Here is an 18,515-nt window from a genome sequence, read left to right as displayed (position 1 = left end):
TCGCGTGTCTTGACCAGGAATGCCGTGGAACCGGCTTTGCCGGGCCACAGGCATTGCCCCCTGGGGGGTGACGCGCGCAGCGCGGCGCGGGGGGTCACCCTTTCCGCATCAACGTCGACTTGCCGAACAGGCTCTCGATCAGGTCCACCGCCAGTTCCGCCGTGCGGTTGCGCACGTCGAGTGCCGGGTTGAGTTCCATCACGTCCATTGAGGCCAGCCGCCCGGTGTCGGCGATCATTTCCATGCACAGCTGGGCTTCGCGGTAGGTCGGCCCGCCGGGCACCGTGGTGCCCACGCCGGGGGCGATGTCGGGGTCGAGAAAGTCCACGTCGAAGCTCACGTGCAGGTGGGTGTTGTCGTCCATGCCGCCGAGTGCCTGCTCCATCGTGTGGCGCATGCCCATCTCGTCGATGTAGCGCATGTCGAACACCTCCAGCCCCGCTTCGTGCACCAGCCGCTTTTCGCCCGCATCCACGCTGCGGATGCCGATCTGGCGCACCACGCTGGCGCTGATGGCGGGTGTGGTGCCACCGATGCCGGTGAGCAGCGCCGGGCCGTGGCCGCACAGCAGCGCCACCGGCATGCCGTGGATGTTGCCGCTGGGCGTGAGGGCAGCGGTGTTGTAGTCGGCGTGGGCGTCGAGCCAGAGCACACGCAGCTGTTGGCCGCTGTCGCGGCAATGGCGCGCCACCGCGCTGATCGAGCCCAGACCCAGGCAGTGGTCGCCACCGAGCACGATGGGCAGGCGACCCAGTGCCAGTTCGGCGTGCACCGCGTGGTGCAGGGTTTCGTTCCACGCGGCCACCTCGGGCAGGTGGCGGTAGCCCTCGGTGGGCGGCTGCCAGGGGTTGGCCGGACCGCTCAGGTTGCCGCGGTCGATCACGTTCAGGCCGTGGCTCTCCAGCACCGCCGCCAGGCCCGCCACCCGCAGGGCCTCCGGGCCCATGGAAGCGCCGCGCGCGCCGGCGCCGATGTCGGTTGGAACGCCGATGAGGCTGAGGTTTTTCTGCATCGTGCGATTGTCCTTGAGAAGGGCGGTCGGCGTTCGGGCCTTGCAGCCGCCCCCGTGACGGCAAGGGCCTGGGTGGGTGAACGACAATGCAGGCCCCCTGTGTTCCTGCGAGACCCGCCGCCGCGCGGCGGTTGGATGCCATGCCTTCCCAAGACCCACCCCTCTGGACTTCCTGCGGCTTCGACCACCTGATGCGCGACCCGCGCGGCTGGCTGGTGCCGACCGACGCCTACTGGCGCCTGTGGCTGCAGCGGCCCGAACTGGCCCTGGTCGAGGAGTCGTGTGCAGCCGAGCAGGCCTTGCATGCCTCGCTCACCGAGGCACCCTCGCGCCCGGTGGCGCAGCACGAACTCGATGCGTTTGAAGACGCCGACGCGCGCGCCAACCACCGTTTGTTCCTGGGCTTTCGCGATGCGGTGATCCATGCCGGTTCGCTGGAAGCGGCCTACGCCGGTTTCTTCAAGGCCGGTGCGGTGCAGATCCCGCCGCTGTTCCTCGATCTGGTGGTGCAGGCCCTGGTGTGCAACCTGCTGGAGGGTGTGGACGACGCCTGGCAGTGGCGCGCGGCCGAGATGCTGTTTCGCCGCCAGCGCGTTCGTGTGCAGGACGGGCGTGTGCTCAGCGGCGACAGCGAGGTGCTGGACATGCTCAACGAGACCGGTGGTCTGGGGGCGGTGGGCCGCCTGCTCATGCAGAGCGGGGCGGCCATTCCAGAGGTTCAGATCGAGGTGCTGGGTGACGACAACGCCGCGCGTTATCTCAAGAGCCGCGCGGGCGTGGGCCGCTTCAATTTCGTGCTCGACCTCACGCACGAAGTCCAGCGCGAGCTCTCGCACGGCCTCACGCTCACCATGAACCGGTCGCAATCGGGCCTCAAGGCGCTGGCGCTGGTGCTGCAGAAATGGGTGCGGCATTTCCACGGCGTGGCGGTGCAGGTGCGGCCCGAGGCGCGGGTCAGCGATGAAGCCTGGCGCTGGCACCTGGGGCTGGACGCCGAATCCACGGCCCTGCTCAACGACCTGTACCTCGGTCGCGACGTGGCGCCCGAGCGCCAGCAACGCCTGATCAGCCTGTTCCGGCTCGGTTTCGACGAGCCGCTGGACATGCGTGCCGACTTGCGCGGCAAGCCGGTGTACCTGGGCCTGGCCATGACCGCCGAAGGTCTGCTCAAGCTGAAGCCGCAGAACCTGCTGCTGAACCTGCCGCTGGCGGTGGCCGACACGGCGGCTTGAGGCAGGCCGCCGTCAGGCGCCGACGCTGACCACCCGCAGTGCACCGGGCAAGACGCTCAGTTCGAGCAGGCGCGCATGCCCGAGGAACTCACCGTCGGCGGCCAGGGGCAGGTCGGTGTGGCTGTTCAGGGTCATGGTCTCGAAGGCGCGGGTGCTGATGCGCGGGTGGCCGAGGTGAGTTCCGGTGAGCAGGCGCGGCAGCATGGCCAGCGCACCCAGGCGACCAAAAGGGCCGGCCAGCAGCAGGTTGAGCAGGCCGTCGTTGGTGCGCGCCGCCGGTGTTGCCGGCATGCCGCTGCCGAAGGTGGGCGTGTTCAGGCTGGAGGCAAACAGGGCCGGGCCCTTGTGCAGCGGTTTGCCGTTGGCCGTGATCTCCAGTGTCCAGGTCTGCAGGTGCATCAGTTCGACCAGTGTTGCCCACAGGTAGCGCGGCCGTCCGCGCAGCCAGTGTGGCCCGGTGAGGGTGCGCATCACCACCGCCGAATCGAAGCCGGCGGTGAAGCTGGAGAGGAACACGGCCCGGCATTCGCGACCCGTCGGGTCGCGCCACTGGGCACAGCCCACGTCCATCGGGCGTGTTTCGGCGTTCAGCGCATGCACCAGGGCGGCCAGTGGTTTTCTGCGGTGCATGCCCAGCGAGCGGGCCACGTCGTTGCCGCTGCCCATGGGCACCAGGCCCAGCTCCAGCCGCCGCGTCAACAGCGCCGGCAGCCAGCGGTTGAGCGTGCCGTCACCGCCCACCGCCACCACGCGGCTGCCTTCGGGCAAGGCCTCGAGCAGGGCGAGCGCCTCGACCAGATCGCGCGGCGCGTGCAGCACCGCGTCGGGCGGCAGGGCGGCCTGCAGCAGGGGCAGCAGGGAGATCGCCCGCCCCCCCCGCGCATGCGGGTTGAGCAGGACGCAGCGCTGCACGCCCGCTCTCACAGGGGGCTCACATGTTGCGGCGGTACTGGCCGCCCACCTCGAACAGGGCCGAGGTGATCTGGCCGAGCGAACACACCCGCACCGCCTGCATCAGCACCTCGAACACGTTGCCGTTCTCGATCACCGCCTGCTTGAGCCTGTGCAGCATGGCGGGCGCCTCGGCGGCGTGCCGGGTGTGGAATTCGGCCAGCCGCTTGAGCTGGCTCTGCTTTTCTTCGTCGGTGGAGCGGGCCAGCTCCAGCGTCTCGGGTGTCGCGTCGCCATGCGGGTTGCGGAAGGTGTTCACGCCCACGATCGGGTACTCGCCGGTGTGCTTGAGCATCTCGTAGTGCATGGACTCGTCCTGGATCTTGCCGCGCTGGTAGCCGGTTTCCATGGCGCCCAGCACGCCGCCGCGCTCGGCGATCTTCTCGAACTCCTGCAGCACCGCTTCTTCAACCAGTTCGGTGAGCTCGTCGATGATGAAGGCGCCCTGGTTGGGGTTCTCGTTCTTCGCCAGGCCCCACTCGCGGTTGATGATCAGCTGGATCGCCATGGCACGGCGCACCGAGTCTTCGGTGGGCGTGGTGATGGCTTCGTCGAACGCGTTGGTGTGCAGGCTGTTGCAGTTGTCGTAGATGGCGATCAGCGCCTGCAGCGTGGTGCGGATGTCGTTGAACTGGATCTCCTGCGCGTGCAGGCTGCGCCCGCTGGTCTGCACGTGGTATTTGAGCTTCTGGCTGCGCTCGTTGGCGCCATAGCGGTCGCGCAGGGCCACGGCCCAGATGCGCCGGGCCACGCGGCCGAGCACCGTGTACTCCGGGTCCATGCCGTTGCTGAAGAAGAACGACAGGTTGGGCGCGAAGTCGTCGATGTGCATGCCGCGCGCCAGATACGCCTCGACAAAGGTGAAGCCGTTGGAGAGCGTGAACGCGAGCTGGCTGATCGGGTTGGCGCCGGCCTCGGCGATGTGATAGCCCGAGATCGACACCGAGTAAAAGTTGCGCACGTCGTGGTGCACGAAGTACTCGGCGATGTCGCCCATCACCTTGAGAGAGAACTCGGTGGAGAAGATGCAGGTGTTCTGGCCCTGGTCTTCCTTCAGGATGTCGGCCTGCACCGTGCCGCGCACATTGGCCAGCACCCACTCGCGGATCTTGGCGGCTTCGGTGTCGGTGGGTGCACGGCCGTTCTCGGCCTCGAACTTCTCCAGGTTCTGGTCGATGGCGGTGTTCATGAACATCGCGAGGATGCTGGGCGCCGGACCGTTGATGGTCATGGAGACCGACGTGGCCGGGTGGCACAGGTCGAAGCCGCCATAGAGCACCTTCATGTCGTCCAGCGTGGCGATGGAGACACCCGAGTTGCCCACCTTGCCGTAGATGTCGGGGCGTGGATCGGGGTCGTTGCCGTACAGCGTGACCGAGTCGAACGCGGTGGACAGGCGCTTGGCCGGCGTGCCGGCCGAGAGCAGCTTGAAGCGCGTGTTGGTGCGAAAGGCGTCGCCCTCGCCGGCGAACATGCGCGTGGGATCCTCACCTTCGCGCTTGAAGGCGAAGGTGCCGGCGGTGTAGGGGAAACTGCCCGGCACGTTGTCGAGCATCAGCCACTTCAAGATTTCGCCGTGGTCCTCGTACTTCGGCAGCGCCACCTTGCGGATGACGGTGCCCGAAAGGCTCCTGGTGGTGAGCGCGGTGCGGATTTCCTTGTCGCGGATCTTCACCACGTACTCGTCGCCCGCGTAGGCCTTCTGCATGTCGGGCCATTGCACCAGCAGCTTGCGGGCTGCCGGGTCCTGGTCGAGTTCGCGCACCTGCGCGAGATCGATCACGGCTTCGGCCGCGCGCGAGCGCTCGGGTTTCTCCACCCGCAGCATGGCCGCACTCGCGTTGAGTTGCTGGATCTCGCGCGCCAGGCGGGCCTGATCGACCGCTTTCTTCTTGTAGCCGCGCACCGTGTCGCTGATTTCGGCCAGGTAGCGCGTGCGCGCGGGCGGCACGAGCGGGGTCTGGTTGGTGCTGTGGCGGACCTTGACCACCGGCAGCCGACCCTCTTTCAGCGGCAGCCCCAGCTCGATCAGCCGTGCCTTGAGGCCCTGGTAGAGCGCGGTCACGCCGTCGTCGTTGAAGCGCGCGGCCATGGTGCCGAACACCGGCATCTGGTCGGGCGGGATGCTCCAGGCTTCCTGGTTGCGCTGCACCTGCTTGGAGACATCGCGCAAGGCGTCAAGCGAGCCCTTGCGGTCGAACTTGTTGATGGCGACAAAGGCGGCGAAGTCGAGCATGTCGATCTTCTCGAGCTGGCTGGCGGCGCCGAACTCGGGCGTCATCACGTACATGGGCACATCCACGTGCGGCACGATCGCCGCGTCGCCCTGGCCGATGCCCGAGGTCTCGACCACGATGAGGTCGAAGCCGGCGCACTTGCAGGCGGCGATCACGTCGGGCAGGGCGGCGCTGATCTCGCTGCCGAAGTCGCGCGTGGCGAGCGAGCGCATGTAGACGCGCTGGCCTTGGCTCCAAGGATTGATCGCATTCATGCGGATGCGGTCGCCCAACAGGGCGCCACCGCTCTTGCGGCGACTCGGGTCGATGCTGATCACCGCCACGCGCAGGCTGTCGTCCTGGTCCAGCCGAAGGCGGCGGATGAGTTCGTCGGTGAGCGAGGACTTGCCCGCGCCGCCGGTCCCGGTGATGCCGAGCACGGGCACCCTTTTCGACGCGGCCTGCTCGCGCAGTGCTGAGACGATGGCTGCGTCGGCGCTGCCGTTCTCCAGCGCGGTGATCAACTGCGCCAGTGCGCGCCAGCCCATTTCGTGCTGGCCCTCGATCGCGCTCAAGGCCTTCGGGGCAAACGGGCTCAGGTCGCGGTCGCAGCGCATCACCATCTCGCCGATCATGCCGGCCAGGCCCATCTTCTGGCCGTCTTCGGGGCTGTAGATGCGCGTCACGCCGTAGTCCTGCAGCTCGCGGATCTCGCTGGGCACGATCACGCCGCCGCCGCCACCGAACACCTGGATGTGTTCACCACCACGGCTCCTGAGCAGGTCGACCATGTACTTGAAGTACTCCACATGGCCACCCTGGTAGGAGCTGATCGCGATGCCCTGCGCGTCTTCCTGCAGCGCGGCGGTCACCACCTCGTCGACCGAGCGGTTGTGGCCGAGGTGGATCACCTCGGCGCCCATGCTCTGGAGGATGCGCCGCATGATGTTGATGGCCGCGTCGTGCCCGTCGAACAGGCTGGCGGCGGTGACGAAACGCACCTTGTGCGTGGGACGGTAGTTGGCCAGGGCCTGGTATTCGGCGGCGAGGTTGCTCATGGTGGATCTCTCGGTCTGTCGGTGGCGGTCGGGGTCGGTCTCGGAGTCGGTTCGTGGCTCAAACGATCTTCAGGCCGGTCAGCGTCGGGTCTTCGGGTGGAAAGCGCAGGTCGAGCGCCTTGAGCGTGTCGCGCACGACGGTGGCGATCATCAGGTTGCGATGGGTCTTGGAATCGGCCGGCACCACGGTCCATGGCGCCCATGGCGTGCTGGTGGCATTCAAAAAGGCTTCGTAGGCGCTCTGGTAGTCGTCCCACTGCTTGCGCACCTCGATGTCGCCGAGGCTGAATTTCCAGTGCTTCTCGGGATCGTTCACGCGCTCCTGAAGGCGCTGGCGTTGTTCGTCATGGCTGATGTGGAGCATGAACTTCAGGATCACGGTGCCGGTCTCGGCCAGCAGTCGTTCGAAATCCTTGATGTGCTCGTAGCGCTGCAGCGTCTGCTGCGGCGTGATCCAGTCGTTGACGGTGGGCACCAGCACGTCTTCGTAGTGGCTGCGGTTGAACACCATGATCTGGCCGGCGCCCGGCGCCATCCGGTGGATTCGCCAAAGGTAGTCGTGATCGCGCTCGGCTTCGGTGGGCGCCTTCCAGCCCACGGTGTGCACGCCCAGCGGGCTGGTGCGTGCGAACACGCCGCGCACCGTGCCGTCCTTGCCCGAGGTGTCTGTGCCCTGCAGCACCACCAGCATCTTGTAGCGGCCATCGGCGTAGAAGAGGTTCTGCAGCGCGTCGAGTTCTTCGGTGAGCGTGGCCAGGGTCGCCTGGTCGGTGCTCTTGTCGCCACTGGAAAACGGCTTGGCGTCGGGCTTGAACGACTTGAGGGACACGCCCTTGGGTTTCTTGTTGCCGTTGTCGGGTGCCACCTGCCAGTCCCGCCATGGACTGCCTTTGTTGGCTTGCAGTACCGAAGCGGGAAAGGGCAAGGCGACGTCGCTGGAGCTGGACATGGCGTTCCTTGGTGTGCAGCGCACCCTGGCGAGCCGCTGTTGATTGACGTTTACGTAAACGTCAATAGTAGCGTTTTTCTCCCACTTTGTGACCTTCCCTCAGGTGGAGGCGCCAACAGGCCCCAGGTCGTATCGCCGCGCGGATGGTCCCAATCACCGATCAATGTCGATCAATGAGACTGGTCATCGTCGCCGCTTGAAAAGTAGTCATAAACAGCCAGAGCCAAACCTCCCAGCAGAATGATCGTGATGTCGAGTTGCGGCAGCTTCATGATGTAAGGCACCAAAAATGCGGTCATCAAGATCAGACCAACGAGGCCCGTGACGCGTCGAAACGATTTCATGACATGTTCCTGTTGAAAAACTCAGACACCAACCAGCGCGAAGAGCGCAGCAGCCGGCCGTCATTCCGGTACGAACCGACCGCCTGAACGCCCAGTGGCAATCCATTCGATAGGTTGAGCAGTGGCAAGTTGACGCTGGGCAATCCAGCAAAGCTCCACGCGGTCTGCATGATCGGGTTGCCGGTGGACGCCAGACTGTGCGGAGCCGTGCCCAAGGCTGCCGGACACAAAATCGCATCGTAAGAGGCGAAGTATTCGTCGAACGCACTCATGACATGGACCATGCGATCTTTGGCGATCAGGTACTCGGTGCCTGAAATGGCCATGGATTTTTCGACGCGCGCGCGCAAGGTCTCGCTCAACAGCTCCCGGCTGTGGTTCCACTCTCGCTGCAGGCACACGCCGAGTTCGACCTCGTTGATGGTGGCCAGCCAGAGGGCCGTCATTTTCACAATGTCGGGCAATTCAACGTATTCGACGCAATCACCCAGATGATCCACGAAGGCCTCATAGGCCTCACGCGCCTCGGGCTCCACGTCGTTCCACCAAGGGGTTCTGACGAAACAGAATTTGGGCTGCAGAGGGGGCTCCGACATCGCCACATCGTAGAGAAGCCGTGGAGGCTGGCGTGCGCTGGCTGGGTCGTGGCCATCGTCGCCCGACATGATTTCGGTGACTTTCGCGATGTCTTCAAGGTTGCGTGCGAACACGCCGATTTCGTCGAGCGAAGGTGACTGGTCAAGGATCCCGGTTCGTGGCAACAGGCCGCGGGATGGCTTGAACGCGTATACCCCACAAAACGAAGCGGGCCGGATGACCGAACCGTTGGTCTGCGTACCCAAAGCCACAGGCACCATGCCTGCGGCGACGGCGGCCGCCGAACCACTGGAAGAACCGCCAGGGGTGTGCTCCACGTTGTGTGGGTTGCGTGTCGGGCCGGGTTGCGAGGTCGCAAACTCGGTGGTCACGGTTTTTCCGAAGATCACCGCACCTGCCGCACGCAAGCGGGACACCACGGTGGCATCGCCCACAGAATAGCGCCCGGCATGAATCGGGCTGCCGTACTCGGTCGGGAAATCTGTGGTGTCGATGATGTCCTTGATGCCGAATGGCACACCGTAGAGCGGCCCAGGCAGGTGACCCGCGGCGCGCTCGCGGTGCAGGTTGTCGGCTTGCAAGGCCACCACGCGGTCATCGCGGTGTGCGAAGGCCTTGACTGCCTGGTCTGCCACATCGGCGAAGCGCCCGAGTTTGGCCGTGAACTCTTCCACCGATTCCTGGCCACTGAGCAGATGCTCCCGAATCTCCAGGCCGGTGAGCTCGGAGACGTTTCTTGTGCTGTCTGTCATCACTCGGTTTTGAAGAAATCGGGGTTGACGATGGACCCATCGTTGGGATCTCTTTCGATTTCCTCCGCCTGGTTGAAAAACTGATCAGGCAAATAGGTCACCATGGCCGGGTAGACATAGGTCATGGCCAGTGTGAACAACACCATGCCGACAAATGGCAAACACCCTTTGAAGATGGTCACAAGATGCAGATTTTTGGGTGCAACCCCTTTCAGATAGTAGGCTGACATCGCCATCGGCGGCGTCAGGAACGACGTTTGCAAGTTGATGGCAATCAGGATGCCGAACAGGATCGGGTCGATGCCATACAAAGGCAGCAGTGGCAGGAAGATGGGCACGAAGATGATGATGATCTCGCTCCACTCCAGGGGCCAGCCGAGAATGAAGATCAGCAGCTGCGAGAGCAAAAGAAACTGCACGGGGGAGAGATTGAGGGCGAGCATGAAGTCCTTGACCACATGCTCACCCCCCAAATACGAGAACACCGACGCAAAGGTGGCTGCACCCACGAACAGGAAACACACCATGGCCGAAGTGCGAGCTGTGAGGTACACCGACTCGCGCAGACGCTGCCAGGTGAATGCTCTGTAAATAACGGCCAGGAGGATGCCGCCCAGGGCGCCCATCGCTGCGGCTTCGCTTGGGGTGGCCAGGCCAAACAGAATGGATCCCAGCACCGCCATGATCAGCGCCGCCAAAGGCACGAACGCCTTCAGCACCATCAGCGCACTCTGCAGCACAGTGTAGTGATCCACGTCTTTGGGTTTAGGGCACAAAGAGGGGTTCAGGGTGGCGCGCACGATGATGTAGATCAGGTACAAGCCTGCAAGCGTGAAGCCCGGAATGATGGCCGCAGCGTACAACTTGACCACCGACACGCTGGCCGTGGCAGCGTACACGATGAGCAAGATCGAAGGCGGAATCAGGATACCCAGGGTGCCGCCTGCGGTGATGACGCCACTCGCCAGTTTCTGGTCATAACCGGCTTTGAGCATGGGCGGCAAGGCGATCAAGCCCATCAGGGTGACCACCGCACCCACGATGCCGGTGGCTGTCGCAAAGAGCGCGCAGGTCACCAAGGCTGCCACAGCCATGGAGCCTGGCAAAAAGCGCAAACCCACCTGCAGGCTCAGGAACAGTTTGTCCAGGATGTTGGCCCGCTCGATGATGTAGCCCATGAACAAGAACAAGGGTATCGATATCAGCACATCGTTGTTCATCACGCTGAAGGTGTTTTGCGTGAAGAGGTAAAGAATGCGGTTGTCCCAGATCAGCTGTTCGGGTATGAAGTAGGCGTAAAAGCCGAAGCCGATGCCCATGGCCATCAGGGTGAAGGCGATGGGAAACCCAAGGAAAATAAAGAATATGAAAATGCCCAGCATGAAGAGGGCAATGATGGGGTCGCTCATGACGCGGTCTTCTCGGTGTGTTGTTGGATCAGGACCTGTTCCAGTTCTTCGACGTCGCCGCTTCGCGACAACCACTCGCCGGTGCGGATGCACACCAGGCAGCGCATCACCTCGGCCGCGCCAGCGATCAACAAGGTCAGGCCAGCGAAAAATATGACCGACTTCAATGGCCACACTGGTACACCAGCAGGGCTGTTCACACTGGACTCCAGAATTCTCGCGCTTTCGAAGGCGTACTGACCGCCGGTGAAAACCATTGCAAAAATGGCCGGGAAATAAAACGCCAGATACAACGTCAGGTCGACTTTGGCCTGCGTGCGGTTGGACCATTTGCGGTAGAGAAAGTCGCCGCGCACATGCGAATTGCGCGACACAGCGTAGGCGCCCGACATCATGAACAAAGCGCCGTACATCATGTAACTCATGTCAAAGGCCCAAACGCTGGGGCTGTTGAGCACATAGCGCATGAATACCTCGTAACAGGTGGATGCGGTCAATATCAGCACACACCACGAAAAAGCGTGCCCGATCGATTTGCTCAATACGTCGATCCTGCGAATCCAGAGTTCCATGCGATCTACCTCTTTCCCAACAAAAACAAAGGCTGCCGGAACCAGATCCGACAGCCTTCGGGTGTGTACCAGTCGTTAGACCGGAAGCTTGGTTTTCTGTACGTGCTCAAAAGCCATTTTGTAGTTGGCTTCGTTGGTGAAGTGGTAGAAGCCCACCCGCCGCGACCACGCCTTGAAGGAGTCGTTCACTTCCTTGAACATGTCGACTTCTTTCTCCAGCTTGGCCGTGACTTTGTCCCAGGCGGCCAGTTGACCCTGGTACACGTCGGCGGTGGTGCGCGACACCTGGACTTTGTGTTTGACGATCAACTCCTGCAGATCTTTCGAGTAGTTCTCGTGAGCCAGGGCCGTGGAGGCGGTCGAAGCGGCTTCGGCAGCGTACTTCAGGATGGCCTTGAGGTCCGCAGGCAAGGCGTTGTACTTGTCCTTGTTGAAAATGATCTCGAAGAATTCCTGGGCTTGGTGAAAGGAGCCCATCGAATAGAACTTGGACACGTCTTGTGCACCAAAGCGCATGTCGGCAGTGGGGTTGTTGAATTCGAACGCGTCGATCACACCGCGCTGCATGGCGGGAACGATTTCACCGCCGGGCAGCTGTGCAACGGCCATGCCCAGTTCCTGCATCAGGTCGGCCGCCAGACCGATGGTGCGGTACTTGAAGCCCTTGAGCGCAGCGGCGGTCTTCGGCGGGGCTTGCTTGAACCATCCCAGCGGTTGCGAGGGCATGGGGAAGGAGAAGAAGCCAACGACGTTCAGGTTCATCTTGGCCACAAGCTTGTCCCACAGTTGCTGGCCGCCACCGGTGTGGATCCAGCTCAGCCCGATTTCGGGGGTGGCACCATTGACAGGGCCAGTACCGAACAAGGACGCCACTTTGGACTTTCCATACCAGTACCCGGAGACGTGGTGACCGCCGTCGAGCACGCCTTTGCTCACAGCATCAATGATCTCGAAAGGCTTGACCACGGCACCCGCAGGCAAGTATTCGATTTTCAAACGGCCACCGGACATCTCATTCACGCGGGTGACGTACTGCTGCGCCATTTCGCTGAAGATTTCGTTGGGGCCCCAGGATCCCTGCATCTTGAAGACCACTGGGGCCTGAGCAATGGCAATCATGGGGGCGCCAATCAGGGGGGCAGCCACCACGGCCGTGGCCGCTTTGCCAAAGAAGCGGCGGCGGTTTGCGTCGGGAGCCTTGCTGGCCTGAGATTGAGCGTCTTCGTGAACTTGGGTCATTGTGTCTCCTGTGATGTTGCTGGGCTGCCCCGGTACGGAGGTCGGTATTCCGACAGGGTCTCCTGCGATGGTCACAGCCAAGCCGGCTTTCGCGTGCTCGGGTTTTCCCGATCGGCATTTCCCCTAACTGTCCCAGGTGCTTGATTTCTAAAAACAAATTGACACATGGGGGCGTCAATATTTTTTTGACCTGTTGCATACGTTGTAAATATCCACCGTGCGTGCACGCCGGATCGCAGCGCCCGCGGAGTTAAAACGGCGAAAATCGATTGACATTCTGCTGGCATGCGGTGGCCTCCCACCGGAACCCCAACACCCGCCTTTGCCAAACGCTGCGGTGGTCTCTCCCGACGCCGACCGCAAAAGAGGCATCGCGGCGAGCAAGGCGCTGGACAAGACCTTTTTCAGATGGGCGGCCTGTGTGATCGTGCAAAGTGATGTGCCGTCTGAGGCCCTGACCGGTCTGCTCGCCCGATTTTCCTGAACTGCCCCGGAGCCTCCATGAAACCCATCCAGCTCTTCGACCCCGAGTCCAGCACCTTCACCTACGTGCTCTTCGACCAGACCACGCGCGATGCCCTGATCATCGATCCGGTGGACGACCAGATCGAGCGCGATCTGGCCACCCTGCGCGAATACGGCCTCAAGCTCGTGTGGACGGTGGAGACCCATGCGCATGCCGATCACATCACCAGCGCCGGCAAGCTGGCCGAACTGGCCGGCGCCAAAACCGCTGCTCCCCAGGGGTGCGACATCGGCACGGCCGGTGTGCAACTGGCCCATGGCGACACCCTGAGCTTTGGCGGCGAGGTGCTGCGCGCACTGCACACGCCCGGCCACACCGCCGGCAGCATGTGCCTGGTCTGGCGCCACCATGTCTTCACCGGCGACACGCTGCTGATCGGTGGATGCGGTCGCACCGATTTCCAGTCGGGCAGTGCCCAGGCGCTGTACCACAGCATCACCCAGGTGCTGTTCGACCTGCCCGACGACACCCTCGTGTGGCCGGGGCACGACTACCACGGGCGCCATCACTCCACCATCGGCGCCGAGAAACAGCACAACGGGCGCGTGGCGGGCAAGACCGAAGCCGAGTTCGTGGCGCTGATGGAGGCGCTGAACCTGCCCAAGCCCCGACGCATCGACGAGGCGGTGCCGGCCAACCAGAGGTCCGGACAACGCCAGGACGCGGGCGGTGCGTCGCTGCTGGAGCCGCGGCCCGCCGCCGGCCCGCATGCCGGCAGTTACGCTGGCGATGTGACGCCGCCCTTGGCCTGGCAGTGGGTGCAGGCCGGCGAGGCGGTGCTGGTGGATGTGCGCACCGACGCCGAGCGCGAGTGGGTGGGCTTCGTGCCCGGCGCCGTGCCGGTGGCCTGGAAGCAGTGGCCCGGCATGGTGATGAACCCCGATTTCGACGCCCAGGTGCGTCAGGCCGCGGGCGGCATGAAGATCGTTCTGCTGTGCCGCAGCGGCGTGCGTTCCATCGCAGCGGCCAGGCGCGCCACCGAACTCGGGTTGGAGGCCTACAACATCCTGGAGGGGTTTGAAGGCGACCCGGACGCGCATGCCCACCGGGGTCAATCTGGCGGCTGGCGCCAGCGGGGACTGCCCTGGCGGCAGAACTGACTGCGAGGGCCGGTCTCCAGCGGTGCGCCAACCGCCGGTCGGGTTGCATGCGTCTGAACTGATAAGAAAGATTCACAACCCCTGTCAGGCCTGACAGGGTGGCCGTGACTTTTTACACATTTCTTTTTTCAATGGGGTTTTCCGTTTCCAAAGGATTGCCCCATGACGTCGTTGGCCTGCACCCGCGAAAAAGCGCCCGCCCACCCGCCGATCTCCGACCATCTGGCCGGGCGCATCCAGCGCGAATTCACCAACCGCTGGGACACATTGTGGAGCGGGCGCTCACTGCTGCACGGGCGCGCGGCAGGCCCGGGTGCCGTTCGCCTCAATGGCAACGACTATCTCAGTCTCACCGGCCATCCGGACATCGTGCAGGCACAGACACTTGCCATCAGGACCGACGCCGAGTTCGTCATCCAGTCGGGCGTGTTCCTGCTTGACGAACACCCCGCGCGCCAGCTGGAACTCAAGCTCGCACGAATGCTGGGACAGGAGGACGGTCTGATCTGCCAGTCGGGTTATGCCGCCAACCTGGGCCTGCTGCAGTCGATCGCCGACGACAAGACCGTGATCTACATGGACACGCTGGCCCACACCTCGCTGTGGGAGGGCGCGCGCCGCGCTGGCGCCACGACCTACCCCTTCCGCCACAACGATGCCGATCACCTGGAGCGGCTGGTGCAGCGCCACGGTGCCGGTCTGATCGTGGTCGACTCGGTCTACAGCACCACCGGGGCGCTGTCGCCACTGGTGCAGATCGTCGAAGTGGCCGAGCGTCGGGGCTGCATGACGCTGGTGGACGAATCGCATTCGCTGGGCACCCACGGACCCCAGGGGGCCGGACTCTGCGCCGAGCTCGGCCTGGCCCATCGCGTGCACTTCATCACCGCCAGCCTGGCCAAGGCGTTTGCCGGGCGCGCCGGATTTCTCAGCGTGCCTTCGGCCATGCGCAACTACGTGCTGAGCACCAGCTACCCCAACATGTTCAGCTCCTGCCTGTTGCCGCACGAGATCGCCGCGCTCGACGCCACGCTGGAGGTGATTCGGCAAAGCGATACCGAGCGCGAGCGGCTGCACGCCCATACCCGCCAGTTGCGCGGCATGCTCAGCGACCTGGGCTATCCGATCCACCAGGGCACCGAGCAGATCATCGCGCTGGAAGCGGGCACCGAACCCGCCACCATGGTGCTGCGTGACCTGCTGGAGGAGCGCGACGTGTTCGGTGCGGTGTTCTGCGCACCGGCAACCAGCCGCAACCGCACGATGGTGCGCCTGACCCTGCATGCCGCGCTCACCGGGGCCGAGCTCGACCACGTGGCCGCTGCGGCGCGCGAGGTGGCACCGATCGTCAAGCCCTGGGACTGGCCGATCGCGCGGCGCGCCCGCGCGGCCTGCGCTCAGTTGTCCTGAACGACGCGATGGCCTTCGGCGTCCAGAAAACGCCGGTAGCCATAGATCGGCTGCGGCAGATCGCCGGTATCGAGCGAGAACACCGCGCCCGTGATGAGCTTGTCCTCGCCCAGCCCGAACGCCGGTGCGGTGCGGATCGGACCCGCCAGGCCGAGCTGCTGGTGCAGCTCCACCGCCGCGAGCTGTTGACCGGCCTGCACCGCACGGATCATGTCGAAGCCGAGCCCGGCCGATCCGGCCAGCTCGGCCAGATCGCCCAGGCTGCTGGTGGGCTCGAGTTGCAGCCAGTGGCAGCCACCCGCGGCGTCGAGTCCCATCAGGCCGAACGGCTCACCCACCACCACGTATTCCACCCAGTTCTGGCTCGTGAACGCTTGCAGGGCCTGGGCCACCGACGGAATCTGCAGCAGCGACTGTTGTGATGGCTGCAAGGCGCTGCGCCACAGCGTGTTGAGCCGGGGATGCGGGGCATGCATCAACTTGCGCAGCACACCCAGCAGGTGGCGCGTGATGTCGGCGGTCTGCTTGGGCACGAACTGGTCGATCAGGCCGTTGTTGAAGGCCTGGATCGCAATCTGCTCGTCGGCCTGCCCGGTCAGCAGCACTCGCGAGCCGGGCCAGTCGAGCAGGGTGTTGAGCACTTTGAGCCCATCGGTTCCCGGCATGGCGTAGTCGACCACGCAGGTCTTGACCAACTGGTAGCGCGATGGGTTCACCGCCCAGTAGCGCAGGATCTGCGGCAGCAGCGGCTGGCCCTGTCGCCAGCGCTCGAGCATCTGCAACTGCACCATGGCGTCGGCCTCCCAGCGGGCCGGCTCCTGCTGCATGCGGCTCGAGAAGCCGGACGGACGGGAAAACAGTTCCACCTGCCAGTGCGTCGGAATCACCAGCCCGAGCATGTCGAGGTAGTCGGTGTCGTCGTCGAGGAACAGGATGCTGCCGGGACGGTGAAAAAGGGGAATCGTCAGAGCCATCGGGTGGTCAGCGTGGAGAAACGGGAGCGGGGACAGTCGGTTTGTTCATTGGGAGATCGATCATGAAGACCGCGCCCAGTCCGGGCTCGGAGTGCACGCTCAGGCTTCCCCGGGCGGCTTCCACCACGTTTTTGCAGAACGTGAGACCCAGTCCGTTGCCGGCACCTGCCAGCGTCGAGAAGAACGGCTCGAAGATTCTCGCCTGCTGGTCGTGAGCAATGCCGATTCCGTCGTCAGATACTGCAATGCGGCCCTTTCCGTGATGCACGCCGACGTCCACCCGGAGGTCGCCGGGGCTCGGTGCCTGGCTGGCCGAGGCCAGCGCGTGCAGTGCGTTTTTCAGCAGGTTGGTGAGCACCTGCGAAAACAGTTGGCGCGATGCCACGAACTGGAAGTCCTGCTGGATGTGCACCAGCACGCAGTCGCGCTCGCGCGATGACCGGTACGGATAGTTCAGCACCACCTCCTGCACCAGCTCGGCCGCCTGGATCAACGACTGGTCGCGCGGCAGCCGGGTCAGCTGTGCGTTGGAGATCTGGGTGTCGATCTGGCGGTTCATGCTGCGCACCAGGTTTTGCAGGCGGGTGGCCAGTTCGTCGAACTTCTTCTGCCTGGACTCCGGCAGATCGTGCTGCGAGAGGTTGCGCAACACGTCACCCATCAGGTGGACCGTGGCCAGCGGCGTGCGCAGTTCGTGCGCCATCACGCCCATGGTGCTGAGGGTGTTGATCAGGCGGGTGCGTCGCAGGTTGGCGCTGGAAGCGCCCAGCACGAGTGCGGCGCCCCAGGCGAAAGCCAGCACCACCAGGTGGTCGGCCTGTGTGGCTTCTGTGCCGAAACCGGCCTGCATGGTGTGGGCCATCCCCATGCTCGCGATCACGCCAGCCACCACACCCAGCGTCGCCAGGCGCCAGTCGGTGAGGTGGTAATAGATCACCAGCATGCAGGCCATGGAGGCGAGCCACACGGCGTTGCCGCCATTGAGCCAGTACATCAGGGAAAAGAACATCGGCAACTGCAACCAGCAGGTTGCCGAATAGATCCACAGGGTGGCTTTCGACGTGAGATCGCGGTTGATCAGGTCGACCAGCAGCGGAATGCCCAGGCTGGCCATGGCCAGGCGTGTGCCCAGGTTCTCGTAGGGCTGCGGCAGCAAGGCGATCCAGATCCAGCCGAAGGCGAGGTGTCCGAGGATCGTGAAGGCGCCCAGATACTGCAGCCGGGCGCGCGATGGGTGCAGAATCGGCTCCAGAGGCGCATTCACCACCTCGTCCAGCCACCAACGCCACAAACGCGCCTTGGCGCTGAGCAACCTCAACCGGTCCATCGGCAATATGTACTCCTTGAACTGCAGAACAACCACTGCCCCCATGGGTTGCCCCGGCGCCGGGCCCATTGTGTCTGCAACAGAGTGTTTGCGGTCATGACCTTGCCTGTCAACTTTGACAGCGTGAGCCTGGACAGCATCCTGGCGGACTGGGTGTGTGCCTTGCACGACCAGGGTGTGGAAGCCGTGATGGTGCTCGGTCCGGTGCCCACCGGCGGCCGGGAAGAGCGGGAAGTGCTGGCGGTCCACCCGCCCCGTCTGCTGTCGGCCGCGCAGGCACTGGCCGACAGCGCCGACTTTGGCGCCAGCTGGCGCGACAGCGATGCGCCGCTGGTGGCGTGGCAGGACATATCCAAATCGGTTTTTGAACAATCGAGCCGGTGGCGACGCCTGTGGCTGGCGCACGGCCACCAGACCTTGGTGAGGGTGGCGTTCAGCCTGCCGGCCGGGCGCGCGTTCGAGTGCTTCATGTTCAGCCCGCGCGCCTTCGCCGATCGTTCCGAGGCGGCTGCGCTGGCCTGGTCGGCATTCAACATCTGGCCGATGTTGCGCCGCGCCATCGCCGAAGCCCGGGTCAACCTGAGCCCGCGCGAGCTGGAGAGCCTGAACATGGCCTTCGAAGGCCTGACGGCGCGTGAAACGGCCTTGCGCATGGACTGTTCCGAACGGACGGTGAACTACCACCTGGCCAACGCCATGGCCAAGCTCAAGACCGACAACAAGCTGGCCGCCGTGCAGCGGGCTTGCTGGATCGGTCTGATTTAGGGGCGTGGCCCCCACGCTCCCCCGCTTCGCGTGGTCCGCTGCCCCCCGAGGGGGCTGATCCGGCTTGGGGCGGCCCGGCGCC

Annotated in this window: 16 protein-coding genes and 1 pseudogene; 6 read left to right on the top strand and 11 right to left on the bottom strand. The window is 64.3% G+C overall.

Annotation, left to right across the window (positions count from 1 at the left end):
* Positions 1 to 94: 94 nt before the first annotated feature.
* Positions 95 to 1,012 (bottom strand): arginase, encoded by a 918-nt coding sequence (gene rocF, locus QUV35_RS14710; protein ID WP_300875612.1) that lies wholly within the window; start codon positions 1,010 to 1,012, stop codon positions 95 to 97.
* A 140-nt stretch (positions 1,013 to 1,152) separates the two neighbouring features.
* On the opposite strand from rocF, the gene QUV35_RS14705 reads away from it, so the two are divergent.
* A complete protein-coding gene (locus QUV35_RS14705) occupies positions 1,153 to 2,244 on the top strand; it encodes a DUF6352 family protein (protein WP_300875610.1) in 1,092 nt (363 codons plus the stop codon).
* Between the two features lie 12 nt (positions 2,245 to 2,256).
* Here the strand turns inward: QUV35_RS14705 and QUV35_RS14700 are convergent, their stop codons facing one another.
* The 8 genes from QUV35_RS14700 to QUV35_RS14665 form a co-directional block, all read right to left on the bottom strand.
* Positions 2,257 to 3,156 (bottom strand): diacylglycerol kinase family protein, encoded by a 900-nt coding sequence (locus QUV35_RS14700; RefSeq protein WP_300875607.1) that lies wholly within the window; start codon positions 3,154 to 3,156, stop codon positions 2,257 to 2,259.
* Between the two features lie 19 nt (positions 3,157 to 3,175).
* Positions 3,176 to 6,469, bottom strand: coding sequence for a fused isobutyryl-CoA mutase/GTPase IcmF (icmF, locus tag QUV35_RS14695; protein ID WP_300875604.1), 3,294 nt, complete (start codon positions 6,467 to 6,469; stop codon positions 3,176 to 3,178).
* 58 nt (positions 6,470 to 6,527) lie between these two features.
* On the bottom strand, positions 6,528 to 7,418 hold the full coding sequence (locus tag QUV35_RS14690; RefSeq protein WP_300875602.1) for a PPK2 family polyphosphate kinase: 891 nt from the start codon (positions 7,416 to 7,418) through the stop codon (positions 6,528 to 6,530).
* 170 nt (positions 7,419 to 7,588) lie between these two features.
* On the bottom strand, positions 7,589 to 7,762 hold the full coding sequence (locus QUV35_RS14685) for a hypothetical protein (protein ID WP_300875599.1): 174 nt from the start codon (positions 7,760 to 7,762) through the stop codon (positions 7,589 to 7,591).
* Positions 7,759 to 9,111, bottom strand: a complete 1,353-nt coding sequence (locus QUV35_RS14680) for an amidase (protein ID WP_300875596.1) — start codon at positions 9,109 to 9,111, stop codon at positions 7,759 to 7,761. The genes QUV35_RS14685 and QUV35_RS14680 overlap by 4 nt, the downstream gene beginning before the upstream one ends.
* Entirely contained in the window at positions 9,111 to 10,520 is a 1,410-nt protein-coding gene (locus QUV35_RS14675) for a TRAP transporter large permease subunit (RefSeq protein WP_300875593.1), read from the bottom strand. The genes QUV35_RS14680 and QUV35_RS14675 overlap by 1 nt, the downstream gene beginning before the upstream one ends.
* Positions 10,517 to 11,092, bottom strand: coding sequence for a TRAP transporter small permease subunit (locus QUV35_RS14670; RefSeq protein ID WP_300875590.1), 576 nt, complete (start codon positions 11,090 to 11,092; stop codon positions 10,517 to 10,519). The genes QUV35_RS14675 and QUV35_RS14670 overlap by 4 nt, the downstream gene beginning before the upstream one ends.
* Positions 11,093 to 11,167: 75 nt before the next feature.
* The gene (locus QUV35_RS14665) at positions 11,168 to 12,406 is read right to left on the bottom strand and encodes a TRAP transporter substrate-binding protein (protein WP_300875697.1); all 1,239 of its coding nucleotides are present in this window, start codon (positions 12,404 to 12,406) and stop codon (positions 11,168 to 11,170) included.
* A gap of 262 nt (positions 12,407 to 12,668) precedes the next feature.
* Here QUV35_RS14665 and QUV35_RS14660 point away from each other — a divergent pair, with 262 nt between their 5' ends.
* The 4 genes and pseudogenes from QUV35_RS14660 (at position 12,669) to cqsA (ending at position 15,367) form a co-directional block, all read left to right on the top strand.
* Complete coding sequence (locus QUV35_RS14660; protein WP_300875587.1) at positions 12,669 to 12,815, top strand: hypothetical protein; 147 nt, start codon at positions 12,669 to 12,671, stop codon at positions 12,813 to 12,815.
* A gap of 17 nt (positions 12,816 to 12,832) precedes the next feature.
* Positions 12,833 to 13,513: pseudogene (locus QUV35_RS14655) on the top strand (MBL fold metallo-hydrolase); the annotation flags it as partial.
* Between the two features lie 24 nt (positions 13,514 to 13,537).
* On the top strand, positions 13,538 to 13,957 hold the full coding sequence (locus QUV35_RS14650) for a rhodanese-like domain-containing protein (RefSeq protein ID WP_300875695.1): 420 nt from the start codon (positions 13,538 to 13,540) through the stop codon (positions 13,955 to 13,957).
* A gap of 162 nt (positions 13,958 to 14,119) precedes the next feature.
* Entirely contained in the window at positions 14,120 to 15,367 is a 1,248-nt protein-coding gene (cqsA, locus tag QUV35_RS14645; RefSeq protein ID WP_300875584.1) for an alpha-hydroxyketone-type quorum-sensing autoinducer synthase, read from the top strand.
* On the opposite strand, the gene QUV35_RS14640 is transcribed toward cqsA, so the two are convergent.
* Both QUV35_RS14640 and QUV35_RS14635 read right to left on the bottom strand, forming a co-directional pair.
* Positions 15,355 to 16,341, bottom strand: a complete 987-nt coding sequence (locus tag QUV35_RS14640; protein ID WP_300875581.1) for a response regulator — start codon at positions 16,339 to 16,341, stop codon at positions 15,355 to 15,357. The two genes, cqsA and QUV35_RS14640, sit on opposite strands and share 13 nt — an antisense overlap.
* Before the next feature lie 7 nt (positions 16,342 to 16,348).
* Positions 16,349 to 17,713, bottom strand: coding sequence for a HAMP domain-containing sensor histidine kinase (locus tag QUV35_RS14635; RefSeq protein WP_300875578.1), 1,365 nt, complete (start codon positions 17,711 to 17,713; stop codon positions 16,349 to 16,351).
* 51 nt (positions 17,714 to 17,764) lie between these two features.
* On the opposite strand from QUV35_RS14635, the gene QUV35_RS14630 reads away from it, so the two are divergent.
* The gene (locus QUV35_RS14630) at positions 17,765 to 18,433 is read left to right on the top strand and encodes a helix-turn-helix transcriptional regulator (RefSeq protein WP_300875575.1); all 669 of its coding nucleotides are present in this window, start codon (positions 17,765 to 17,767) and stop codon (positions 18,431 to 18,433) included.
* Positions 18,434 to 18,515 lie beyond the last annotated feature (82 nt).

Origin of the sequence: Hydrogenophaga sp., assembly GCF_030373225.1 — a bacterium.
Classification (GTDB): Bacteria; Pseudomonadota; Gammaproteobacteria; order Burkholderiales; family Burkholderiaceae_C; genus Hydrogenophaga.
Note: the sequence above shows the minus strand (reverse complement) of the source record. Positions and strands in the feature narration are given on the sequence as shown.